The organism is Pseudoalteromonas sp. A22 (assembly GCF_018141345.1).
Classification (GTDB): domain Bacteria; phylum Pseudomonadota; class Gammaproteobacteria; order Enterobacterales; family Alteromonadaceae; genus Pseudoalteromonas; species Pseudoalteromonas maricaloris.
This window is the reverse complement of record NZ_CP047238.1, coordinates 2,679,854-2,703,820: the sequence shown is the minus strand read 5'-3', so window position 1 is coordinate 2,703,820 and position 23,967 is coordinate 2,679,854. Positions and strand designations below refer to the sequence as shown.

The following is a 23,967-nucleotide window of genomic DNA, read 5'->3' as shown; positions in this document are numbered from 1 at the left end:
GCGCCATATAGTTTGATCTTTAGAGAGTCATCATGACGGAAATGTCGCAACCACTTATTACCGAAGAAATGGCCGTTGAAGCCTTTCAAGACTTACATACCATTCAGGACTGGGTACGCTGGACAGCGAGCCAGTTTGTGAGTAACGAGGTATTTTTTGGTCATGGTACGGATAATCCTTGGGACGAAGCTGTCAGTTTGGTGCTTCCGGTGCTGCATATGCCAATTGATGCCCCCAAAGAAATCATGCATGCGCGTATGACGCAAAGTGAAAAAGCGCATCTGATAGAGTTTATCAAAGCACGTATCGAGCAGCGTATTCCCGTCGCCTACTTAACCAATCAAGCTTGGTTTGCTGGTATGCCGTTTTATGTTGATGAGCGCGTATTAGTACCACGCTCACCATTTGCAGAGTTAATCGCAAAACATTTTTCCCCCTGGGTAGCTGCACCAAATAAAGTAACGCGTATTTTAGATATGTGTACGGGCTCTGGTTGTATTGCGATTGCATTGGCCAAAGCATTTGAGCGCGCACAAGTAGACGCGGTAGATATTTCTTTTGAAGCCTTAGAAGTGGCTGATCACAATATCAATCAGCATATGATGCAAGACAGAGTCTTTGCTATCCAATCTGATGTATTTAGTGGTGTACCGGGTCAAAAGTACGATTTAATCGTAGCGAACCCTCCTTATGTTGATGCAGAAGATATGTCAGATCTGCCAGAGGAGTTCCATCATGAGCCAGAGCTTGGCTTGGCGTCAGGAGAAGATGGCCTTGATGTGACCCGCACACTACTGGCAGAAGCGGCCGATCATCTAAATGATGATGGTTTGTTATTTGTCGAAGTTGGCAATTCTATGGTACATATGGAGCAGCAATTTCCTGAAGCGCCATTTACTTGGTTAGACTTTGAGCATGGTGGTTTAGGGGTCTTTGTCGTATCCAAACAACAACTATTGGAATACTTTAAAAACTGATAGGGAGCTAATGCTCTCTATCGTCTATTTAGGAATGAGGAAAAACGATGGCAGGCAATAGCATTGGCCAATTATTTAAGGTGTCGACCTTTGGTGAAAGCCATGGCGCCGCGCTTGGTGGCGTGGTGGATGGTGTACCACCAGGGCTTGAGATCACTGAAGCTGATTTACAAATCGATTTAGATAGACGTAAACCAGGTCAAAGCCGCTACACAACACAGCGCCGAGAGGGCGATGAGATAAAAATTCTCTCAGGTGTGTTTGAAGGCAGGACCACAGGTACGAGCATTGGATTGTTGATTGAAAATACCGACCAACGTTCAAAAGATTACTCAAACATCAAAAACTTGTTCCGTCCGGGTCACGGCGACTATACCTATTGGCACAAATACGGACATAGAGATTATCGCGGTGGTGGCAGGTCATCGGCACGTGAAACTGCTATTAGGGTTGCAGCAGGGGCAATCGCGAAAAAATACCTCAAGCAAGTCCATGACATCGAAATCAATGCCTGTCTTTCTCAATTAGGCCCGATTAAAGCCGAGCATTATGATTGGTCAGCGGTTGAAAACAATCCATTTTTCTTTCCCGATGAATCTAAGCTAGAAGCGCTAGATGAATATATGCGTACGCTGAAAAAAGAAGGTGATTCAGTCGGCGCGAAGGTAAAAGTCGTGGCGAAAAATGTACCTGTTGGTTTAGGTGAGCCAGTGTTTGATCGTTTGGATGCTGAGATAGCGCACTCCTTGATGAGCATTAATGCCGTAAAAGGTGTAGAGATTGGTGATGGCTTTGATGTGGTTGAGCAAAAGGGCTCTGAGCATAGAGATGAGCTAACGCCACAGGGATTTACTTCTAATCATGCAGGCGGCGTTTTAGCGGGTATTTCTACAGGGCAAGATATTATCGCATCAATTGCGCTAAAACCGACATCAAGTATCTCGGTACCGGGGCAGAGTATTGATACCCACAACCAACCACAAGAAGTTGTGACGAAGGGTCGCCATGACCCTTGTGTTGGTATTCGTGCCATTCCAATCGCAGAAGCCATGTTGGCTATTACGCTCATGGATCACTTATTACGTCACCGTGGTCAAAACCAAGACGTCAATTTGCCGCATAAGCCAATTCCTGGTCATATCTAGCCAGTAAGCTAATTCTGGCACAGTGATTGCTTTTCTTGGACAAATCAAGGAGAGCAATCATGATCACTTACCAAACCCACTCCGCAATTCGTACCACTGAGTCCGTTTCAGAGCAGCAAAGCCTTGCCCAAACTAAACGAGCTAATACCGCTGCGCAGGAGCAAGACTATGTCGCGGCTGCTAACATCGCAGCCCAATCATCCCCTGTACTCGATAATAAAGCCGACGAGCCATATAAATATGAAGTGGTGGAGCGTAATCAGTCATTTCTCGAAAAAATGAGAGAAGCGGTAATGTTTAGCCGCTTAGGGGCAAATAAAGAGAAAATAGACGAATTAAAAGAGAAAATGGCAGAACTTGAAAAGCTTGCGGCTGAGGGAAAAATTTCACCTGAAGAATTAGAAGAGCGGATGGCCGCCTTACAAGAAGCGATGAGAGAAGCGGTAACTCAGGAAGAAAACAAAGCGAACAAGGACACGCTAATGAGTTAGTGAGGCTTAAAATAATAAAAGCCTCAACAGAGGCTTTTATTATAGCTATAAACTAACAGTGTTTAGCTGTGATATTTTTCACACGCTTCTAGCGTATTTTCGATTAAGCTTGCGACGGTCATTGGGCCCACACCACCTGGCACTGGAGTAATAAAGCTCGCGTTTTGTTCTGCGATGTCGTATTGCACGTCACCTACTAGTTTGCCTGATTCTAAGCGATTAATGCCTACATCGATGACAATCGCGCCTTCTTTAACCCAGTCGCCCGGAATAAACTCAGGTTTACCGACCGCCACAACCAGTAGATCGGCACGACGCACATGGGTTTCGAGGTCTTGCGTAAATTTATGGCAAACGGTTGTAGTACAACCAGCAAGTAGCAGCTCTAGTGACATAGGGCGACCAACGATGTTTGAAGCACCAACCACAACAGCATGCATGCCTTTATAACGCACACCGGTAGAGTCGAGTAGGGTGATGATCCCTTTTGGCGTACAAGGTCTCAGTGCTGGCATTCTTTGGGCAAGACGACCTACGTTATATGGGTGAAAGCCGTCGACGTCTTTATGAGGATCAATACGCTCTAATACTTTTTCTGCGTCTAGGCCTTCAGGTAGCGGCAATTGTACTAAGATCCCATCAACTTCAGGATCTGCATTAAGCTCATCAACAAGCGCAAGTAATTGCTCTTCGCTTGTATCACCTGGTAAGTCGAAAGATTTAGAAACAAATCCGACTTCTTCACAGGCTTTACGCTTTGAACCAACATAAACTTGGCTCGCAGGATCCTGGCCTACTAATACCACAGCCAAGCCAGGCGCTCTTAGACCTTGCGCTAGTCTGTCTTGAACTCGTTGTGCAACAGTAGAACGAACTTGTTTCGCGATAGCTTTGCCATCAATGATGTTTGCCGTCATGATTGACCTATATTAAGGGTTAAAAAACTTGAACGATGATAGAGCCTTTAAATTCTTCTATACAAGCACTTTCATATATTGATGAAATGATTGCTTAATAGAGATGAAAAATGGGGTCGCTCTATTTATATGTCCCTTTAGTTATTACAAAGGAGGACATTTGCCCGCTATTTTCTCAAAAAACAGCCAGTCCGCCAAGTTTGCATTGCGTAAAAGCAAAGGTTTTCATGATCTGTTCTACAAGAAGTGTTCAAAAATTGTTTAAGTCAGCTGTTTTATCAACAATTTGTGGCAAAATTAGGCAGTTGAAACAAAAACTAAAAAAAATATTTGACCTACTTCGGGCAAATCACTATTATGCACCCCGTTGCCAACGAGGACTCACCGATAAAAAGGTTCTTAGTTCTCCAAGGTCACAGTCGGCGATTAGCGCAGCTTGGTAGCGCACTTGGTTTGGGTCCAAGGGGTCGCAGGTTCAAATCCTGCATCGCCGACCACTTTTAAAATAAGAAAGTAGCATGAAGATGTTTACGAGTTTGCGCCCTTAGCTCAGCTGGATAGAGCAACGCCCTTCTAAGGCGTCGGTCGAAGGTTCGAATCCTTCAGGGTGCGCCATCTTATTTTAATCCACATGTAGTGGCGGCTGTAGCTCAGTTGGTAGAGCCCTGGATTGTGATTCCGGTTGTCGTGGGTTCAAGTCCCATCAGTCGCCCCATCTACATGCCTAAATTAGTCGGCGATTAGCGCAGCTTGGTAGCGCACTTGGTTTGGGTCCAAGGGGTCGCAGGTTCAAATCCTGCATCGCCGACCACTTCTACAAAATATATATGTTCGGCGATTAGCGCAGCTTGGTAGCGCACTTGGTTTGGGTCCAAGGGGTCGCAGGTTCAAATCCTGCATCGCCGACCACTTTCTCTCTAGTATCTCAGTCATTTATTTCAAATTTACTAACTTTTAATCAATTAGCACCAATATGCCTATTTATTTAACCTGATTGCTCGACTCCGTCGTTGAATAGGTTATAATGCCGCGTCTATTAATTAACGTAGTGCCCGTAGGGCAGGCAACAAGCGTCACATGCAACGGAGAGTTTGGCAATTTAGCCGAAGGCCCATAAAAAGCATGATGGTTGTCTTGTTAGTAAGGAAGGCGCTTTGTCGCCCAAAAATGAAGATTGAGGTAAATCATGCAAGTTTCTGTTGAGACGACTCAAGGCCTTGAGCGCCGTCTGACCATCACCGTTCCTGCAGAGAACGTTGAGACTGAAGTTAAAAAACGCCTACAACAACTGTCAAGAACACAGCGTATCGATGGCTTCCGCCCTGGTAAGGTTCCAGTGTCAATCATCACTAAGCGTTACGGCGCAGCTGTACGTCAAGAAGTTGCTGGCGATCTGATGCAGCGTAACTATATCGAAGCAATCATTGCTGAGAAAATCAACCCTGCAGGCGCACCATCTTTTGCTCCTAAGTCACTAGAAGCTGGTAAAGATCTAGAATTCGATGCAACTTTTGAAGTATACCCAGAAGTTGAACTTAAAGATCTAGACAAAATCGCGGTTGAGAAGCCTGCAGTTTCTGTAACGGATGAAGACCTAGCGAACATGCTTGAAACACTTCGTAAGCAACACGCTTCTTGGACTGAGAGCGATGCTGCAGCTGGCGAAAAAGACCGTGTAACGGTTGATTTCGTTGGTACAATCGACGGTGAAGAGTTCGAAGGCGGTAAAGCTGAAGACTTCCCTCTAGAGCTTGGTCAAGGTCGTATGATCCCAGGTTTTGAAGACGGTATCGTTGGTAAAAAAGCAGGTGAGGAAGTTGTTTCTGACGTAACTTTCCCTGAAGAATACCACGCTGAAAACCTAAAAGGTAAAGCGGCTCAATTCACAATCACTGTGAAGAAAGTTGAAGTTCAAGAGCTTCCTGAACTAACTGACGAGTTCGCAACTAAGTTTGGTGTTGCTGAAGGCGGCGTTGACGCACTTAAAGAAGAAGTTAAGAAGAACATGGAGCGTGAGCTAAACCAAGCGGTTAAAGCGAACGTGAAAGATCAAGCTATCAAAGGTCTTCTAGAAACTAACGAAGTTGAAGTGCCAAAAGCACTAATCGACCAAGAAATCGATGCACTTCGTCAACAAGCTGCACAACGTTTTGGTGGCAACGCACAAAACATGCCTGAGCTTCCAGCTGAGCTATTCCACGAGCAAGCAGTAACTCGCGTGAAAACTGGCCTACTACTAGGTGAAGTGATCAAAGCGAACGACATCAAAGTTGATGAAGATAAAGTTGCTGAACTAATCGACACAGTTGCTTCTGCATACGAAGATCCAAGTGAAGTAGTGGCATACTACAAAGCAAACGATCAACTAATGCAGCAAATGCGCAACGTTGCGATGGAAGAGCTAGCAGTTGAAGCAGTACTTGCTGCTGCATCTGTTTCTGATGTTGAAAAGTCATTCGACGACATCATGAATCCACAGGCTGCTCAATAAGTCTTTGAAGAAATCATTGACTTACAGCTAAGCTGAAGTTTAAATGGCTCGAGTTACTCTAATAGAGAATTCGGGCCATTTTTGTTTTTAGGCCTTGATATTGAAGCATTAAGTACTTATATCTTGAGGCATGGCTTATTTTATTAGCTATACTTATTTTACGAGTCAGGTTTCGTTGAGTATTACTGCTACAGTTATATCTACTCGTTTCAATTCGCTCAAAGAAGTATTAGCCTAAACACCGATCACAGAATGTTTTTATGGACCGCGCTAAGTCCAATAAAGTTGCTGCGAATAGGCAATAGATTCTGTGCTAATAAGGAATAAGAAAACATGAATGATGGTATGATCGATCCAATCAATGCGTTAGTACCTATGGTCGTGGAGCAAACGGCTAAAGGCGAGCGTTCTTATGATATTTACTCACGACTGCTAAAAGACCGTATTATTTTCTTAACTGGTCAAGTCGAAGACCATATGGCCAATCTAATCGTGGCGCAGATGCTGTTCTTGGAATCAGAAAGCCCTGACAAAGATATATTCCTGTATATCAACTCGCCAGGTGGTTCTGTGACCGCTGGAATGTCAATCTACGACACGATGAATTTTATCAAGCCTGACGTTAGTACGGTTTGTGTTGGTCAAGCTGCGAGTATGGGGGCATTTTTGCTATCTGGCGGTGCTAAAGGTAAACGTTATTGCTTACCTAATTCTCGTGTGATGATCCACCAACCTTTAGGTGGCTTCCAAGGTCAGGCTTCTGATTTTGAAATTCATGCCCGCGAAATCTTAGCGATAAAAGAGAAATTAAATCGCTTAATGGCGGAACACACCGGTCAGCCTTATGATGTGGTTGCGCATGACACAGATAGAGACAACTTTATGACTGCAGATCAAGCGCTAGAATATGGCCTGATTGATGCAGTTCACTCTCGTCGAGAGCTTAAGTGATTATGAATTAGCCGATGAGTTGAATTCATCGGCTTCTACTGTGCCAAAGCCAAATTTCTTTGGTATAGTTAAAAGAAATACGATGTTATCTAGAGATAACAGCAATTGAATGAGGTAGCTGAATGTCAGACACTCCAACAGACGGCGATAAGAATAGCAAGCTACTCTACTGCTCATTTTGCGGTAAGAGCCAGCATGAAGTTCGTAAGTTAATTGCCGGTCCATCTGTCTATATATGTGACGAGTGCGTTGAACTTTGTAACGACATCATTAGGGAAGAAATCAAAGATATTGCGCCTAAGCATGACGCGTCTGATAAATTACCTGTGCCAAAAGAGATCAGAAATCACTTAGATGATTATGTGATAGGTCAAGACCACGCTAAAAAAGTCTTGTCTGTTGCGGTTTATAATCACTATAAGCGCCTGCGTAACCAAGGCGGCAAGGGTGATGTAGAACTTGGCAAGAGTAATATTCTACTAATTGGTCCAACGGGTAGTGGTAAAACCCTTCTAGCAGAAACGCTTGCACGTTTACTTGATGTTCCATTCACAATGGCAGATGCAACGACATTAACCGAAGCCGGTTATGTGGGTGAAGATGTTGAAAACATCATTCAAAAGCTTCTGCAAAAATGTGATTACGACGTTGAGAAAGCACAGCGTGGTATTGTTTATATCGATGAAATCGACAAAATTTCAAGAAAATCTGACAATCCATCGATTACCCGTGATGTGTCAGGTGAAGGTGTACAACAAGCACTACTAAAATTGATTGAAGGTACGGTTGCATCTGTTCCACCACAAGGTGGTAGAAAGCACCCGCAACAAGAGTTTTTACAAGTAGATACTTCTAAGATCTTGTTTATTTGTGGTGGTGCGTTTGCAGGCTTAGATAAAGTCATCGAACAGCGCAGTACAAAAAATACTGGAATTGGCTTTGGTGCTGAAGTTAAATCTAAAGACTCTGAGCGCTCATTAAGCGAAACGTTTAAAGACGTAGAGCCTGAAGATTTAGTTAAGTACGGCTTAATTCCTGAATTTATTGGTCGTTTGCCCGTAGTTGCAACTTTGACCGAACTGGACGAAGAAGCACTAATTGAAATTCTAAATGAGCCGAAGAATGCACTCACTAAGCAATACGCGGCGCTATTTAAGATGGAAGGTGTTGACCTTGAATTCCGTGAAGATGCGCTACGAGCGATTGCTCATAAAGCGATGGAGCGTAAAACGGGTGCCCGTGGTCTGCGTTCGATCGTCGAAGGCGTATTGCTTGATACTATGTATGAGCTTCCTTCACTAGAAGAAGTGAGTAAAGTCGTCATTGATGAAACGGTGATCAAAGGCGAATCAGACCCTATTATGATTTACGAAAATAACGGTAAAGAAAAAGCGGCGTCTGAATAGCTCAGTATGAGATTGAAAAAAGGAGCCTAGCGCTCCTTTTTATTTCTTAGTCCACATCAGATAGAAACCAATATAGTCAAATTGTTATAACAATAAAGGGCAATAGTGAGGCAAGTTTTTAGGGGGAATTTTTTATACATTCCACCACGATAAATTGAGTGTCAAAACTAAGCTTTTTATCCGTTAAATTGATCTCTACTTGATGCGGATTACTATAAACTATTGAACTTTATCTGCGTTATCCCCATATAGCTCAGTATTCCCAAAATTAATTGAAGTGCGAAGAGAACATAATGACGCTTGAAAGAACGGATCGAGTAGAAATTCCAGTGCTAGCGCTACGCGATGTAGTGGTGTATCCGCATATGGTGATCCCGCTGTTTGTAGGTCGAGAAAAATCAATAAAATGCCTAGAAGCTGCGATGGACAATGACAAGCAAATCTTTTTAGTTGCGCAAAAAGACGCCTCAGTTGATGACCCAAGCACTGATGATGTCTATCAGACTGGTACCATTGCAACGGTACTACAGTTACTCAAACTACCTGATGGCACAGTGAAAGTGCTAGTTGAAGGTACTCAACGCGCAAAAATAGATGAGTTTCTAATTACAGACGAATATTTCTTGGCGCAAGCTCAGTACATTCCATCTCAGGATGTGGATGAGCAAGAGCAAGACATATTAGTTCGCAGCGCAATTAGCCAGTTCGAAGGCTATGTGAAGCTAAATAAAAAGATCCCACCAGAAGTACTAACTTCAGTATCGGGTATCGATGAAGCTGCACGCTTAGCGGATACGATGGCTGCTCATATGCCAATTAAAGTACCTGAAAAACAAAAGGTGCTAGAAATTGACGACGTGACTGAGCGTCTCGAATATTTGATGGCGTTGATGGAAGGCGAGATTGACCTACTTCAAGTAGAGAAAAAGATCCGCTCACGCGTTAAAAAGCAAATGGAGAAATCCCAACGAGAGTACTATCTGAATGAGCAAATGAAAGCTATTCAGAAAGAGCTTGGTGAGCTGGATGATGTACCTGACGAATTTGAAGCCCTGAAAAAGCGTATTAGCGAAGCGAATATGCCGCAAGAAGCGGCAGAAAAAGCACTTTCAGAGCTTAACAAACTTAAAATGATGTCACCTATGTCTGCGGAAGCGACGGTTGTACGCTCGTACATTGAGACGATGATCAATGTACCTTGGAAAAAGCGCTCAAAGGTGAAAAAAGACCTAGCTGGTGCACAAAAGATACTCGATGCCGATCATTATGGTCTTGAGAAAGTGAAAGACCGCATTATCGAATATCTAGCGGTACAGCAGCGCACCAATAAGCTTAAAGGTCCTATCTTATGCTTAGTCGGCCCTCCGGGCGTTGGTAAAACCAGTTTAGGTCAATCTATCGCGCGTTCGACTGGCCGTAAGTACGTACGTATGGCGCTCGGTGGCGTGCGCGACGAAGCTGAAATTCGTGGTCACAGAAGAACTTATATTGGCTCAATGCCGGGAAAATTGATCCAAAGCATGTCGAAAGTTGGCGTAAAGAACCCGCTTTTCTTGTTGGATGAAATCGATAAGATGTCATCGGATATGCGCGGCGACCCTGCATCGGCTCTACTAGAAGTGTTAGATCCAGAGCAAAATAGCAACTTTGCAGACCACTATTTAGAAGTGGACTACGATCTGTCTGATGTTATGTTTGTTGCGACTTCTAATAGCTTTAACATTCCAGGTCCATTATTAGACCGTATGGAAGTCATTCGTCTTGCTGGTTACACCGAGGACGAAAAGCTAAATATTGCCAAGCAGCACTTAATTCCAAAGCAAGTGAAACGCAATGGATTAAAAGAGTCTGAAATCAATATAGAAGACAGCGCGATCATTGGTATTATCCGCTACTACACGCGTGAAGCGGGTGTCCGTAATCTAGAGCGCGAAGTATCTAAGTTGTGCAGAAAAGCAGTTAAGAACATCTTGCTAGATAAAAATGTTAAGCAAGTTGTGATTAACCAAGAAAACCTTGAAGACTTCTTAGGTGTACAACGTCACGACTACGGCAAGGCGGAAGACGGCGATAGAGTTGGTCAAGTTACCGGTCTTGCATGGACAGAAGTCGGGGGTGACTTACTCACTATCGAATGTGCGGCAGTACCAGGTAAAGGCAAACTTGCTTACACCGGGTCGCTGGGCGATGTGATGCAAGAGTCAATTCAGGCGGCAATGACGGTTGTGCGCAACCGTGCTGACAAACTACGCATAAATGACGATTTTTACGAGAAACGTGATATTCATGTTCACGTTCCTGAAGGTGCAACACCGAAAGACGGTCCGAGCGCCGGTATTGCGATGGTAACGGGCTTAGTATCAAGCCTTACTGGTAATCCAGTACGTGCAGATGTTGCGATGACAGGTGAAATTACCTTGCGTGGTGAAGTTCTGCCTATCGGTGGTCTGAAAGAGAAATTATTGGCAGCGCACCGTGGTGGAATTAAACGAGTTTTAATACCGAAAAAGAACGAGCGTGACTTAAAGGAAATTCCTGAGAATGTTCTTGAAGGGCTTGATATTCATGCGGTGTCATGGATTGATGAGGTATTATCACTGGCGTTAGCGCACCCAATAGACAGTTTTAGTGTGGAATCGCAAAAAAACTAAGAAAAAAGCCAAAAAATTGAGTGAAAAGGCTTTTCAAATCTAAAAGGTGTGTTAAGTTAGGCACTGTATTCAAGCCTACTGGTTCGGAAGCCCCGTAATCACTAGGCTTGAGAAAGATTTCGAGAATTAGAGAGTCGCTGTGATGTCTCTAAATGAATAGCAAAAGTTACCAGTAAGAAGTAACTTTTGACAATAACTATGGAAGAGGATGATATTGTGAATAAATCTCAATTAATCGATCAAATCGCAGCTGATGCTGACATTTCTAAAGCGGCTGCTGGTCGTGCGCTAGATTCATTCATTGAGTCTGTAACGGGTGCACTAAAAGACGGTGACTCTGTTGCACTTGTAGGTTTTGGTACTTTCTCAGTGCGCGAGCGTGCTGCACGTTCTGGTCGTAACCCACAAACTGGTGAGACTATTCAAATCGCAGCAGCTAACATCCCATCTTTCAAAGCGGGTAAAGCGCTTAAAGACGCAGTAAACTAATTCAATTTGAATTAGGCGGTGCAGAGTCATCGCGAACTGCTTCAAGATAAAAGGCGTATCTGCTAAGATACGCTTTTTTTATACCATCACTAATCTGATTGGTGTAATGCTTAACCCAAATCTAGCAAACACAAAGTGCTTAGGTGCTTTGACTTAGATAAGAGAAACAATAAATGCTTGAAAAGATCAGAGAAGGCTCGCAAGGCCCGGCGGCTAAAATCGTATTAGGTTTAGTCATCTTATCTTTTGCGTTAGCAGGGATCGGTGGTTACCTAGGTCAAACCACAGAGCAGCCTGTCGCAGAAGTGAACGGAGTAAAGATTTCACAAACTAAGTTTTCTCGTGCTTACTCAAATGAACGTGCACGACTAGAGCAACAGTTTGGCGAATACTTTGCACAGATTGCAGCCGATCCTAATTATATGGCGCAAATTCGCCAAGGTGTTGTTGACCAATTAGTACAACAAGAATTACAAACCCAACTAGCTAAAGAGCTTGGTCTTCGTGTAAGCGATGAGCAGGTTAAAAAAGCGATTGTTGAAATGCCATATTTTCAAATTGGTGGAGAATTCAGTAACGACCGTTACTTACAAGTTATCCGTCAAATGAACTTCCAGCCAGATAGCTTCCGCGAATATCTTCGTGACGAGATGACTCGTGCGCAGCTAATCTCAGCGGTGGCAGGCACTGATTTTGTATTGAAAAACGAACTTCAGCAATCTATTGCGCTACAGCAACAAACTCGTGCTATCGACTATGCGGTATTAAGCAAAGAGTTGGTGAAAGATGAAGTATCAGTGTCAGATGAAGAAGTTCAAAACTATTACGATTTGAATCAAACTCAGTTCCAAGCTCCAGAATTGGTGGCGGTTAACTATATCGAGCTAAAAGCTGAAGATTTAGCGCCTGCAGAGCCAGTGACTGAGGAAGCGTTAAAAACGTATTACGAAGAGCAAAAAAACCAATATCTTGAACCTGAAAGACGCCGCGTGTCACACATTCTTGTTGATGCAAGCGAAGATGCTGAAGCTGCTAAACAAAAAGCAGATGAAATTCTGGCTGAATTGAATAACGGTGCTGATTTTGCCGTTGTTGCAGAAGAAAAATCTGACGACGTGGTGAGCGCTGAGCTTGGCGGTGATCTAGATTGGATTGAAAGAGACATGATGGATCCGGCGTTTGAAGATGCAGCATTTGCGCTGGCCGCGGTAGGTGATGTATCTGAAGTGGTTGAATCTGAGTTTGGTTTCCATATTATCAAGCTAACAGACATTCAGCGCCAACAGGCACAATCTTTTGAAGACGTAAAAGACGACCTTCGTGCAGAGCTTGAAAGAGCAGCTAAGATTGATGCGTTCTATCAAAAGCAAACTCGTGTAGCTGAACTTGCTTTTGAAATGGCTGACTCGCTACAAGACGCTGCTGAAGCCGCTGGTGTTGAGATCAAATCAACAGAACTGGTAAGTCGTAACGCGCTTCCTGAGCCACTGAATTCACCAGCGATAAGCAATACTATCTTCACGCCAGAGCTGCTAGAAGACCGCGTAAACTCAGAAGTGTTGGAAGTTGCACCAGAGCATATCGTGGTGGTTCGTGTTGCTGAGCATAAAGCGGCAGCGACTAAGCCACTTGAGGAAGTCAGCGCGCAGATCAAAACGCAGTTGAGCAATGAAAAAGCGTCGACATTAATTGCAGAGAAAGCACAGTCACTATTTGAGCAACTACAAGGTGGTTCTACTTTAGCTGAGATTGCCAAAGCACAAAGTATCGAAGTGAAGAGCGTGTCTGAGCTTAAGCGTCGTAGCTACGACGTACCACCAGCTATTGCAGCTGAAGCATTTAAATTGCCTCAGCCGGGTGTGGCAGAGGCAGAATCTGCACTTGTAGAGCTTGGTAATGGCGACTCGGCATTTGTGGTACTGAAGTCAGTTACCACGCCTGAAGTTGATGGCAAGGTTGATGCGCAGCAGAAGCAGTCAATCACCGCTTCTTACGCAAACAAAAACTATCTTGAGCTACTAGCAGCGCTTGAAGCTAAGTCTGAAGTAAAAAGACCACAACTTCAGGTCACAGAGCAGCAATAATCGTTTTTAGATAGAAGAAAGGCGCCAACACGGCGCCTTTTTTGTGTTTTTGGCCTCTTATTATGGTGCTTTTTTGTTAAGTTTTGTTTATTTAAAGGTTTTTAATTTATGGCTGGTTAATTTCAAATAATAAATTCTTTATTGTTCCTTTATTGACAAATATTGTTCCCCTATTTAGTATGTTCGATTTTGGGAACAATGTGTATAAAATAGGAACTTTATGAAATATAGATATAGTGCATGGATTGTAGCCTTATTGCTATCAGTATCGGGTTGTAACAGTGATAGTAAGACTGTTATAGAGTTACCTGTAGAGGGAGGTCAAGGAGATAACACTTCAACTGACAATAATGGAACTAATACTGATAACTCCTCGGATACTGATAATTCAGATAAAGATAATACCAATACCGACGATTCAGATTCAGATAATGCTAATTCTAATAATCCCGTAAAAGAAACAAAGGAAGAGGTAATTAAGCGTATTCTGAGTGCACAAGGAGCAGATAGTACTACCTCTCTTGCTTTAAAAGACTTTGAAATTGCTGAATTTGGATGTGTAACTGCGGCAAATCTATCTGTAATTCAGGGATATTTTAATACGACACAAGATGAATTACAGTTGGCGGCTCTCAAACATCGATTATGCAAAGTTGTTGAGCTTTTTGAATTAGATAGTAAATCTTTACTCACACCGAACAGACTGAAGGAAGTTGGGCTTCGGGGCTTATTTTTTGAAGATGGTAAACTGGATCAGTGGGCATATGACGAGCTGATTTTAGCGATACCAGAGAGCCACTTTGAGTATGCTGCGCTTCAGGAGGCAGTTGAGGACTTCCATCATAATCAAAGCTCTGTTTGGCCTAAACAGATTAATATTTCTTTTGACGATGGTGGCGCATTAAACTCTATCCATGACCACCTTGATCTATTTGATAAATATAACGCAACATTTACCTATTATGTTAGCCATTACTCCACTATTGATCATTCAAAAGTGGCTGATATAGAAAACCGAGGTCACGAAATCGGTCATCATGGAGTAATTCATCGTCATGCGAAGATTTACTCCGAAGAAAATGGTGTTCAGAAGTGGATAGCAGACGATATCACACCACAACTTGACGCAATGAGAAGAGATGGCTTGACAGTAACGTCTTATGCGTACCCATTCGGAGCTTATACAAAAGAAACCGATCGTGAAATCAAGAAATATTTTACTCATGTACGTAAGTTTGCTTCTTGGTCTTCTGTTATTTATAGAGGTGAACGCAGTGATAGACCAATCACAACAGGATTATCTATGGACTCACACCGCTTTGACTTGGACAAAATCCAGAATGCGATTGATACCTTAAAAGGTGGTGAGACGCTATACTTAGCAACGCATGTCATTGGCAAAACTGGGAATGAGTGGTATATCACTCCCGAGAATCTTGAAAAGGTATTGGCTTATGCAAGTGCGAAAGGTTTAAAGTTTTGTCATACCAGTGAGTGTATGAATTTTAAGGGTAACACGACTAATTAATCTGAACTTTAAAAACAATAAGTTAGTTCATTCCTTATCCAAACCTAAGGTTAACTAAAACGGTGATTGAATAGGGCGGTCAATATTATAGCCGCCCTGATATTCAAAATAGAGTTAATACGGCCCTTGCTACGGCCTGCGAAGACTGATAATTCTGCCCCGTCACTATGCGGCTATCTACTTTGATAAAAGACGCATCCCGCTCTCCATACACAAAACTCCCTCCAAGCTCTTCCACTTTAGGCTGAATTTGAAAAGGAAAATGCTTGAAATACTCTCTATCTGGATTTTCAAATGCGGTAGGGTAACCGGTGATTTGCTTTCCTTTGATGAGATACTCGCCATTTTTCAAGCGCAAATTAACGATACCTGCTGTACCATGGCATACGGCGGCAACAACACCTTGGTTTTGTTCATATATATGCATAGCAATACGCTGTAGAGTAGGGTTTTCCGCTACTTCATACATGGCATTGCTGCCGCCAACATAATAGATTGCAGCATATTGGCTAGGGTCGACTTCAGCTGGGCGCATTGTGTTGCTGAGCGCATACATATAGTCAGGTTGGTAAAGGTACTTTTTATGTTCGCCGTTTGAAGTATTTATATAGCTCAGGTTTAACGCGCCACCTTGTGTGCTGACGAAATCAACAATTAGTCCTGCTTGAGTAAATACGTCATAGGCACTGAATAGCTCTTCGAAGCTCGTGCCAGCTGGCAGCTTGCTATCGCCATGAAAGGCTTTGCTTGATGAGACAACGAGCACTCGGCGACCTAAGTTCGTTACTTGCTCGGAAGTTAGCGTGGTTTGCTGCGCCGATTTACTGATGATTTTCCATGTGCCAGCTATTTTCTTTAGGAGTAGGTGATCGATGTACTGCACGTTTGACTTCAATATATCAATACGGATTTTGGCCTGTGCAAGGTGGTCATTCACGCTGATATTTAGAATTTTGGTGCGTCTGCCAGTGTCTTTTTTCGAGCCTTTATACCAACTCAAATACTCTTTCAACGGGACTTGCCACATCGCTTGGTCTGACTTTTCTAAAATAAGTATCGCATCGGGATGAAACGCTTTTCTTATCACTTTAGGCTGGTTGTTCGCGGTGCCACTGATGTAGTGGTTTAATGTAGCGGTAATTTTAGCGGTCTCATCCTCAAAAGCGATGGCGATGCTGGTTTGGATAAGTAGTAAAAATAACAATGGTACTAGTTTTGATAGGGCCATAAGTTTCTCCTGTTCTGATTCAGAAGAAATATAAACTTATTTAATTAAAGCAGTCACCTAGAGTATATTTTAGGAGTCTGAGAGTATGTTTTCGGAGTGCTTAAAGTTATTTGGAGAGTAGCCTGTGAGCTTCTTAAATGCGGCAAAAAATGTGGATGCAGAATTAAAACCACACTCCAGTGCAAGGTGTTCTAGCGGCATGTTGGTGCTCGAAAGCAAGTGTTTCGCATATTCAACTCTCAAGCCATTGAGATATTGTTTAAAGTTACAATGATAATGGCGATTTACTATTTGCGATAATTTGTTGTGGCTCGTGCCTAATCGTTTGGCTAATCGGGGTAGCGTTAAATCCGGCTCAGTAAATAGCTTGCTTTCTGACATTAGCGACTCCAGTTTGGCTATGAGCTGATTGTACTCCTCGTCGCTTATGTGCGTATTGGCATATTTCTTTTCATTAGCAGATGGTTTTCGTAGTAATTTGGGTGCGAAAAGGATGCTTAAATAGAGCACAAAGCTGAAGGTGAGTGCTCCTGTGATGTAAGAAGTGAATGACGAAAAGAAATACGCGGCCCAAATGAGCCAGCAACCGCAGATAACAACCATAGATAGATGAAACTCGGCGTTGTTATTGGCGCTTTTGGCCGTAGCTAGACGATAAAAAGTATAAGAACTTATCAGTAAATAACCTAGCCAAAAATAGGATGTGCCTTTGTAACCCCACGTTTGCCAAATTTCAGGGTGAAGCTGATAGGGCATGAATATACCAAATCCAATAATAAAACCGCTTAATGCCAAAAAGTGTATTGTTAGATAACGATTTTTGGTTTTACTGTAGCTTGCAAGTACAAAATTAAGCAGGCAGGGGCCAAGCAAAAAGTAGGCACTCAAACCTATTTGCAGGATCGTTTTATCGAGCTCTGGGTTAAAGTAAAAAAGGACTGATTTACCAATTCGAATACAAAGTAAAATGAGGAGCATCGACACCCAGCGTAGTGCCTTTGCCTCCTGAAATTTTACTAGCAGTAGGGCGCTGAGAATAAAGCCGTTAAATACTCCAACAAGTGAGAAGAAAAATAACAGATGGGCACTAAAATCCATTTCTCATTCCCTCGCGAAATTAAGCTGACAGCAGCTTTTGCATGGTTTTAGATTTTGGCGTATTGAACACACACTCCGTTTCGCCATATTCGACAACTCTGCCGCGATTTAATACCAAAATTTCATCACTCATATGGCGAACCAAACTCAAATGATGTGTGATAAGCACATACGCAAGTCCCGTTGCTGCTTGTAGCTCTAGCAGCAGATTTACGGTTTGTGCACGTACGGACGGGTCTAATGATGACAGCGCTTCATCTAGTACCAGCACTTTAGGGTCTAAAATAAGGGCTCTCGCTAAGGCAACCCGCTGTAATTGTCCGCCACTAAACATATGAGGATAATAGTCTATGTGTTCGCCAAGTAGCCCGACTCGGCTGAGTGTGATGCGAATTTTCTTATAACGCTGTTCTTCGGTGAGTTCAGTATTGTATTGCAGGCAATCATCAAGCATATCCCCAATGGTGAGACCCGGGTTGAGCGAGCGAGTTGGGTCTTGAAAAATAAGGCGAATAGTACGGCAGTCATGATTGCGAATACCAGCGTCTTCTACAATTTGACCATTTAGTAATATTTGTCCAGAGTCTGCCATGTCGGCACCGGCAAGTACTTTGGCGAGCGTACTTTTACCAGAGCCAGTCTCGCCTATGATTGCGAGGGTTTGTCCGGGAGCAAGCGCAAACGACACATCTCTGAGTACCTGCAACGAACGGCGTCTGAACAGCCCTTGACGAGAAGTGTAGGACTTGTTTAAAGACTGTACTTTTAAGACGGGTTGCATTTTTGCTTCACCTTAATTAACGGAAAGTGGCAAGCGTAACTATGACCATGCGAGCGACTTTGCCTTGGCGTGACGACACATTCTTTTTGCGCTTGGGGGCATCTCGGCCCCAAGCGGCATCCTATGGGTAAATGCTGTAATGGAGGAATAGTGCCTTTCAAGGCATAAAATGCTTCTTTATGGCCGAGTCCTTGACCAAAGTCAGGTAAACTCTTAACCAGCGCCTGGGTGTAGGGATGCAATGGCTGTTTAAAAATAGCCTGAGTAGGGCCTGCTTCAACCATCTGTCCGCAGTAGAGCACATGCATTGCATGAGACCAGTCGGAGATCTCTTCCAGCTCATGCGAAATCATTAATATCGACATGTTCTTAAGCTGGTTTAATGCCTTGAGCAATCGAAATACTTGCGCGCGGGCGGTACTCTCAAGTGCGGTGGTAGGCTCATCGGCAATAAGTAATTTAGGGCTTCTGGCGATGGCCATCGCAATCATGATCTTTTGGCACATCCCCTCAGAAAGTTCATGTGGGTAACTGCTGCAGATCTTTTTATCGTCTCGGATCCCAGCTTTGTGCAATAGTGCTCGAACCTTTTCTTTTCGTGCTTTTCTACGACCAAAAAAGCCACCTTTTAAGACGCTATCGGGAATAGACTCCGCGACTTGGTCGAAAATAGTGGCGGTTGGGTCAAGGCTTCGACTTGGCTCTTGGTAAATCATCGCAATATCTTGGCTGACGAGCTTTCTGCGCTTTTCTGAAGATAAACGCATAAGGTCAACACCACGCCAGTGCATGCGATCTGCGGTTACTGTCCAACGCTGATTGAGCACCCCCACAATGGCCTTGGCGATTAGACTTTTACCAGAGCCAGACTCACCGACAAGTGCATGCACTTCGCCTTCTTTAAGGCTAAGGTTGACCTTATCAACCGCGCGAATAACACCGTCTTCGGTACGTAGTTCAATGGTGAGGTTCTTAATGTCTAGTAATTGCATTAATCTGCCTTACGTTGTTTCAGCGCTTCACGCAGTCCATCACCAACCAAGTTGGTAGACAGTACTGCCAAAAAGAGCAATACACCTGGGAGGCCTACAGTCCAAGGCGCGAGATAAATTAAACTTAAGTTTTCTTGGAGGATAGCACCCCATTCGGTAGATGGAGGCTGCGCACCGAGCTTTAAGAAACCAAGTGCGGCAATATCTAAAATAGCAGTCGACAGCGCCATGGTGAAGATAACCACGATATGCTCGTAAATGTTAGGCAGTATGCCACGGACGAGCAGTTTCCAGCGTGTTGCACCATCAAGCTTAAAGGCAATGATATAGTCTTTACTAAGCTCAGTGACCACTAAGTTTCTAATCGAGTGGATGTATTGTGGCAATAGCGCGAAGATGATCGCCCACACCGTATTCATCAAACCTGGCCCTAATATAGCAATGATGATAATGGCCAGCAGTAACGAAGGAATGGCGAGCGTAATATCCAATAAGTGATTAAGAAAGCTGGATTTTAAGCCTCGACTGGCGCCAGCAAGCGTACCAAGTACGACGCCGAGTGCCGTGGTAACCAAGGCCGCAATGATAGATAAACCAAAGGTAAAGGTTGCTCCGTTCATTAAGCGCGATAAGATGTCTCGCCCTAAATCATCTGTACCGAGTATAAAGCGCACATCGCCATCATCATGCCAAGAAGGTGGCAGCAACAGGGCATCAGCATGCTGCTGGTTAACACCATAGGGCGCGATCAACGGTGCTGTTAAAGCCAATACCGTAAGGGCAACAAACAGCCACAAACCCACAAGCGCAACGTGATTTGAGCGGAATTTACGCCATAATCTAAATAAAGGTGAGCGATTAGACTCTTCGGTAAATAGATTAAACTTTGCCATGAGCCTGATTCCTTGCGAGCGGGTCGAGTATCGAGTGAATAAAATCAGACAACATGTTGGCAATGATAACGAAGAAAGACACCGCGAGCAGTCCCCCTTGAATAGCTGGGAAATCACGTTGATAGATGCTTTCAATTAACCATCGACCGATCCCAGGCCAAGAGAATATCACCTCAGTGATCATCGCAAGTGTGATGAGCGTGCTAAATTGGAGACCAATTTGTTTTATCACTGGTAGCAGCGCATTTCTCAGCGCGTGGTGAATGATAAGCTGGCTGCGATTAAGGCCTTTTGCTCTAGCCGTTTTAATATAGTTCTGGTCGAGGACTTCGAGCATAGAATCGCGAGTAAAGCGGATCAAAACTGTCGTTGGGTACATAGCCAGCACAACGGTTGGTAGCGCTAAATGATGAAGTGCATCCCAAAATGCGGCACCGCCATAGGGGAAACCTTCGAGGTAAATATCAATCAGAATAAAATGAGTAACGGGCTGTATTTCATAAAGTAAGCCAATTCTACCGGACATAGGAAAAAGCCCTAGACCCAGACAAAATGCCATAATGAGCAGCAGGGCTAACCAAAAAACTGGAATGGAAAATCCCATCAAGCTTAATGAGTTAATGAGCTTATCTGGCCACTTTTTATGATAAGCGCTGGCTATTACTCCACTTGGTACACCAATAATGACTGCAACCGTCAAAGCATATAAACACAGCTCAAGCGTTGCTGGAAATAGATGTTTCACATGAGAAAGCACGGGCTGGCCCGACGATAAAGATAAACCCCAGTCGCCTTCAAACATACGAGCCATAAACGCGCCGTATTGTACAAAGATATTTTCTTCAATACGGTATTTTTCAACTAGCACCTGCGTTTGGGCATAACTTGAGTTGACTTCCCCACTGAAGTTAGTGATCAACTCACCAGGAAACAGGTAATTGAGGGCGAAAGTAAATATCGTTAGGGTAAACAACATAAAGCAAAGCAAGCTCAGTCGTCGATAAGCATATTTTGCGAACATGTTAGTCTCTCCTTGCCTCAGCGAGCGAAATACCACCAAATGGACGTAGTGAGACGCCCTTGATATCAGAGCTAGTTGCTTGGAACCTTAGCCCGTGAGCAATAGGAACGAGAGGCAGTTGCTCAATGACCATTTTTTGTGCTTGCTGATAATAGAATTTTCTTTCTTCCATATCGTTGGTGTCTAACGCTTGGGTGAGCAATAGGTCAAACTCCGGATTACACCAGTTGGAAGGGTTTTTGCCGCTAAATGTTGCAGTACAGCTTAATAATGGGCTGAAAAAATTGTCTGGATCAGGCGTATCTGCTGCCCAGCCTAATAACACACTATCGTGCTCATGGCGGCCAACGCGTTCAATAAAGGTATTCCATTCGTACTCCACGATTCTGGCATTGACGCCAATATCACGTAAATCACGTTGAATAAGCTCAGCCATTTTCCGCGCGTTAGGATTGTAAATTCGCGACACCGGCATGGCCCATAAGGTCATGGAAAAACCGCCCTCAAGACCAGCCTGTTTCAAATACTCTTTGGCTTTTTCAGGGTCATATGTTGGCATTTTTTGCTGCGCTTCAAATGCCCATGAAGAAGGGGGAAGCATCGAGCGGGCTAAAATTCCATTGTTGTAAAATACCGCTTGCATGATTTTTTCAAAATCTATGCTGTGCGCCAGCGCTTTGCGGACCAACGGATTATCAAATGGTGGCTTTTCGGTGTTGAATGCCCAGTAGCCTATATTCAGATTTGCGGCCTTTTCAACTTCTATGTCTTTTCTTTGCTCAAGCACGGTGAGCTGGGTAGCACTGGGGTGCGCCGTAATATCACATTCTTTAGTTAGCATTTTTGCGATGCGGCTAGTGCCATTGGTGGTGATATCGTAGACCAATTGTTCCATGTATACCGGGTGTTTCCAGTAATGCTCATGGCGATAATATCGGATCAGGTTATCACGTAAAAATTCACGGTACTTATACGGACCTGTGCCTACGGGCTTTTGATCAAAATCTTGCTTATGTTCAAGCTCTATAAGCTGATCGGCATATTCTTTAGAAAGAATGACAGCGAAGTCTGTGGCGATATTGGATAAAAAGCTACTTTCCGCGTTGAACAGATCAAAGCGAACGGTATGTTCATCCACTTTTTTTACTTGGCGGATCAGTTGGTCGAGTCCAATACTTTGAAAATAAGGATAATTTGCATCACCAACAAAGTGGTACGGATTGTAAACATCAAATAAACGGTTAAATGAGAATACCACATCATCGGCATTCATTTTTCTTGTTGGTGTGAAGTAGAGGGTATCGTGAAATTGGACATCATCCCTCAGGGTAAAAGTGAAAGATTTACCGTCTTTGCTGACCTGCCAAGACGTTGCCAACTCAGGTAAGAATTCGCCGCTTTCAGGATCAATACTGATCAAGGTGTCATAAAGCTGATTGGCAATAATATCAATCGTAGACCCTGTTGTGGTCACTTGTGGATTAAATGACACAGGGTTCGCTTCTGCACAATATACTAAGCCTTGTGACTTATCATTCACTTTATTTGGCGTCTGATCCGTACAGCCAAATAAAGCGGTACACAGCACACCAAAAAACAATTTACGCACCACTATGCCTCTTGTTTTTGGTTTTGGTCCAGTAGGTTGTATTTTTTCAAATAACCTCTTAGTTGATGATACGTCAAACCAAGGTTTTGTGCAGTTTTCTTTTGATTAAATTGACTAAATTCAAGTGCTTTTTGCAGCATTGTGATTTCATAGTCGTTGGAAAGCGATTTTAAATCACAAGGGAAGTCGAATTCGAGGGCAGGATCTGCCTGTTGTTCGTTACTCGGCTGTGCCACAGGCAAAGGCTCAACTTTATGAGTGGTTGAAGTTGTTGGCTGGGCATTTGGCGCTTTGATCCGTTGACTCGGCCTAAATGGGCTAGCAAAGGGGTCAAACACAATATCATGAACCGGAATTTGGTCATTGCCATGACGATATAAACTACGTTCAACTACATTTTTGAGCTCACGGATATTACCGGGCCACGGGTAATCAAGCAGTTTCTCGATGGCTTTGCGGGTAAAGCCGCTAAATAACTCCCATCCTAAATCCCGAGCCATATTTATCGCAAAATGTTCGGCCAATAATAAGATGTCTTCTTTTCTTGCTCTTAATGGCGGTAAGGTGATGACGTCAAATGCGAGGCGGTCCAATAAGTCGTGTCTGAACTCTCCAGCATCGGCAAGAGTGGGGAGATCTTCATTGGTAGCGCATACCAGTCGAGTATCTACTTTTACGGTTTGCTTGCCGCCAACTCGCTCGAACTCACCGTATTCAATTACACGCAAGAGCTTTTCTTGCACCATTGCAGAGGTATTAGCTAACTCATCCAAAAACAGTGTGCCACTGTTAGCGCGTTCAAATCGACCTTCATGACGCTTGCTTGCACCAGTAAAGGCACCACTTTCGTGACCAAATAATTCACTCTCTAAAAGGTTTTCGTTTAGGGCTGCGCAGTTTAGTTTGACGTATTCCTGATCCCACCGCTCTGAGAGATAATGCAAACGCGCCGCAATTAACTCTTTACCTGTGCCACGCTCGCCAATAATAAGCACGGGCTTTTCTAAAGGAGCAAGCTGTGAAACCTTGTCTAGCACAGCTAAAAAGCTGTCAGATTGGCCTAATAAATTATCCTGTTGGCGAAAACGGCTCATATTGCCTAACTCTTAGTGGTTTTTACTAATAACTAGTGTATTTCAAAAAAAGAGATAACTAAAGGCTTTTTAAAAATAAAATAACCTTATGATTTTATTGTGTTTTTAAATTTGTTAAAGT

At 43.5% G+C, this 23,967-nt stretch carries 19 protein-coding genes and 5 tRNA genes; 15 read left to right on the top strand and 9 right to left on the bottom strand.

From position 1 onward, the window contains the following. Positions 1–41: 41 nt before the first annotated feature. Genes prmB through GSF04_RS16970 form a run of 3 tightly spaced genes read left to right on the top strand, consistent with a single transcriptional unit; the run spans position 42 to position 2,613 of the window. Positions 42–977, top strand: a complete 936-nt coding sequence (gene prmB / locus GSF04_RS16980; RefSeq protein ID WP_211860050.1) for a 50S ribosomal protein L3 N(5)-glutamine methyltransferase — start codon at positions 42–44, stop codon at positions 975–977. A 47-nt stretch (positions 978–1,024) separates the two neighbouring features. Further along, positions 1,025–2,122, top strand: coding sequence for a chorismate synthase (aroC, locus tag GSF04_RS16975; RefSeq protein ID WP_211857997.1), 1,098 nt, complete (start codon positions 1,025–1,027; stop codon positions 2,120–2,122). A gap of 59 nt (positions 2,123–2,181) precedes the next feature. Further along, the gene (locus tag GSF04_RS16970; RefSeq protein WP_069018585.1) at positions 2,182–2,613 is read left to right on the top strand and encodes a hypothetical protein; all 432 of its coding nucleotides are present in this window, start codon (positions 2,182–2,184) and stop codon (positions 2,611–2,613) included. 62 nt (positions 2,614–2,675) lie between these two features. Here GSF04_RS16970 and folD read toward each other — a convergent pair whose 3' ends face one another. Further along, the gene (gene folD / locus GSF04_RS16965; protein ID WP_010371140.1) at positions 2,676–3,530 is read right to left on the bottom strand and encodes a bifunctional methylenetetrahydrofolate dehydrogenase/methenyltetrahydrofolate cyclohydrolase FolD; all 855 of its coding nucleotides are present in this window, start codon (positions 3,528–3,530) and stop codon (positions 2,676–2,678) included. Positions 3,531–3,950: 420 nt separating this feature from the next. On the opposite strand from folD, the gene GSF04_RS16960 reads away from it, so the two are divergent. The 12 genes from GSF04_RS16960 (at position 3,951) to GSF04_RS16905 (ending at position 15,130) form a co-directional block, all read left to right on the top strand. Beyond that, positions 3,951–4,027 (top strand) — tRNA-Pro (locus GSF04_RS16960). A gap of 41 nt (positions 4,028–4,068) precedes the next feature. Further along, a tRNA-Arg gene (locus tag GSF04_RS16955) sits at positions 4,069–4,145 on the top strand. Between the two features lie 24 nt (positions 4,146–4,169). Beyond that, positions 4,170–4,245 (top strand) — tRNA-His (locus GSF04_RS16950). Between the two features lie 19 nt (positions 4,246–4,264). Beyond that, positions 4,265–4,341 (top strand) — tRNA-Pro (locus tag GSF04_RS16945). A 21-nt stretch (positions 4,342–4,362) separates the two neighbouring features. Next, positions 4,363–4,439 (top strand) — tRNA-Pro (locus tag GSF04_RS16940). A gap of 277 nt (positions 4,440–4,716) precedes the next feature. Next, on the top strand, positions 4,717–6,021 hold the full coding sequence (tig, locus tag GSF04_RS16935; RefSeq protein WP_010371144.1) for a trigger factor: 1,305 nt from the start codon (positions 4,717–4,719) through the stop codon (positions 6,019–6,021). Positions 6,022–6,354: 333 nt separating this feature from the next. Beyond that, a complete protein-coding gene (gene clpP / locus GSF04_RS16930) occupies positions 6,355–6,972 on the top strand; it encodes an ATP-dependent Clp endopeptidase proteolytic subunit ClpP (RefSeq protein ID WP_010371147.1) in 618 nt (205 codons plus the stop codon). Positions 6,973–7,094: 122 nt separating this feature from the next. After that, positions 7,095–8,378 carry an ATP-dependent protease ATP-binding subunit ClpX gene (gene clpX / locus GSF04_RS16925; RefSeq protein WP_010606725.1) on the top strand — a complete coding sequence of 428 codons (1,284 nt, stop codon included), beginning with the start codon at positions 7,095–7,097 and terminating at the stop codon, positions 8,376–8,378. A 293-nt stretch (positions 8,379–8,671) separates the two neighbouring features. After that, positions 8,672–11,029: an endopeptidase La gene (lon, locus tag GSF04_RS16920; protein ID WP_211857996.1), complete on the top strand. Its 2,358-nt coding sequence runs from the start codon at positions 8,672–8,674 to the stop codon at positions 11,027–11,029. A 216-nt stretch (positions 11,030–11,245) separates the two neighbouring features. Further along, a complete protein-coding gene (hupB, locus tag GSF04_RS16915) occupies positions 11,246–11,518 on the top strand; it encodes a nucleoid-associated protein HU-beta (protein WP_010371157.1) in 273 nt (90 codons plus the stop codon). A gap of 173 nt (positions 11,519–11,691) precedes the next feature. Further along, entirely contained in the window at positions 11,692–13,602 is a 1,911-nt protein-coding gene (locus tag GSF04_RS16910; RefSeq protein WP_211857995.1) for a SurA N-terminal domain-containing protein, read from the top strand. Positions 13,603–13,822: 220 nt separating this feature from the next. Beyond that, positions 13,823–15,130, top strand: coding sequence for a polysaccharide deacetylase family protein (locus GSF04_RS16905; protein ID WP_211857994.1), 1,308 nt, complete (start codon positions 13,823–13,825; stop codon positions 15,128–15,130). Between the two features lie 103 nt (positions 15,131–15,233). Here GSF04_RS16905 and GSF04_RS16900 read toward each other — a convergent pair whose 3' ends face one another. The 8 genes from GSF04_RS16900 to pspF form a co-directional block, all read right to left on the bottom strand. Further along, positions 15,234–16,358, bottom strand: coding sequence for a nuclear transport factor 2 family protein (locus tag GSF04_RS16900; protein ID WP_211857993.1), 1,125 nt, complete (start codon positions 16,356–16,358; stop codon positions 15,234–15,236). A 69-nt stretch (positions 16,359–16,427) separates the two neighbouring features. Beyond that, positions 16,428–17,456: an AraC family transcriptional regulator gene (locus GSF04_RS16895; RefSeq protein WP_211857991.1), complete on the bottom strand. Its 1,029-nt coding sequence runs from the start codon at positions 17,454–17,456 to the stop codon at positions 16,428–16,430. A 19-nt stretch (positions 17,457–17,475) separates the two neighbouring features. Further along, complete coding sequence (locus GSF04_RS16890) at positions 17,476–18,237, bottom strand: ATP-binding cassette domain-containing protein (protein ID WP_069018590.1); 762 nt, start codon at positions 18,235–18,237, stop codon at positions 17,476–17,478. Further along, complete coding sequence (locus tag GSF04_RS16885) at positions 18,222–19,229, bottom strand: oligopeptide/dipeptide ABC transporter ATP-binding protein (RefSeq protein ID WP_010606731.1); 1,008 nt, start codon at positions 19,227–19,229, stop codon at positions 18,222–18,224. Before GSF04_RS16885 ends, GSF04_RS16890 begins: the two co-directional genes overlap by 16 nt. After that, positions 19,229–20,122: an ABC transporter permease subunit gene (locus GSF04_RS16880; protein WP_039497078.1), complete on the bottom strand. Its 894-nt coding sequence runs from the start codon at positions 20,120–20,122 to the stop codon at positions 19,229–19,231. The genes GSF04_RS16885 and GSF04_RS16880 overlap by 1 nt, the downstream gene beginning before the upstream one ends. Then, on the bottom strand, positions 20,109–21,143 hold the full coding sequence (locus GSF04_RS16875) for an ABC transporter permease subunit (RefSeq protein WP_039497080.1): 1,035 nt from the start codon (positions 21,141–21,143) through the stop codon (positions 20,109–20,111). Before GSF04_RS16875 ends, GSF04_RS16880 begins: the two co-directional genes overlap by 14 nt. 1 nt (position 21,144) lies before the next feature. After that, positions 21,145–22,728, bottom strand: coding sequence for an ABC transporter substrate-binding protein (locus GSF04_RS16870; protein ID WP_249122503.1), 1,584 nt, complete (start codon positions 22,726–22,728; stop codon positions 21,145–21,147). A 26-nt stretch (positions 22,729–22,754) separates the two neighbouring features. Next, positions 22,755–23,846 carry a phage shock protein operon transcriptional activator gene (gene pspF, locus GSF04_RS16865; RefSeq protein WP_211857987.1) on the bottom strand — a complete coding sequence of 364 codons (1,092 nt, stop codon included), beginning with the start codon at positions 23,844–23,846 and terminating at the stop codon, positions 22,755–22,757. Between the last annotated feature and the right edge of the window lie 121 nt (positions 23,847–23,967).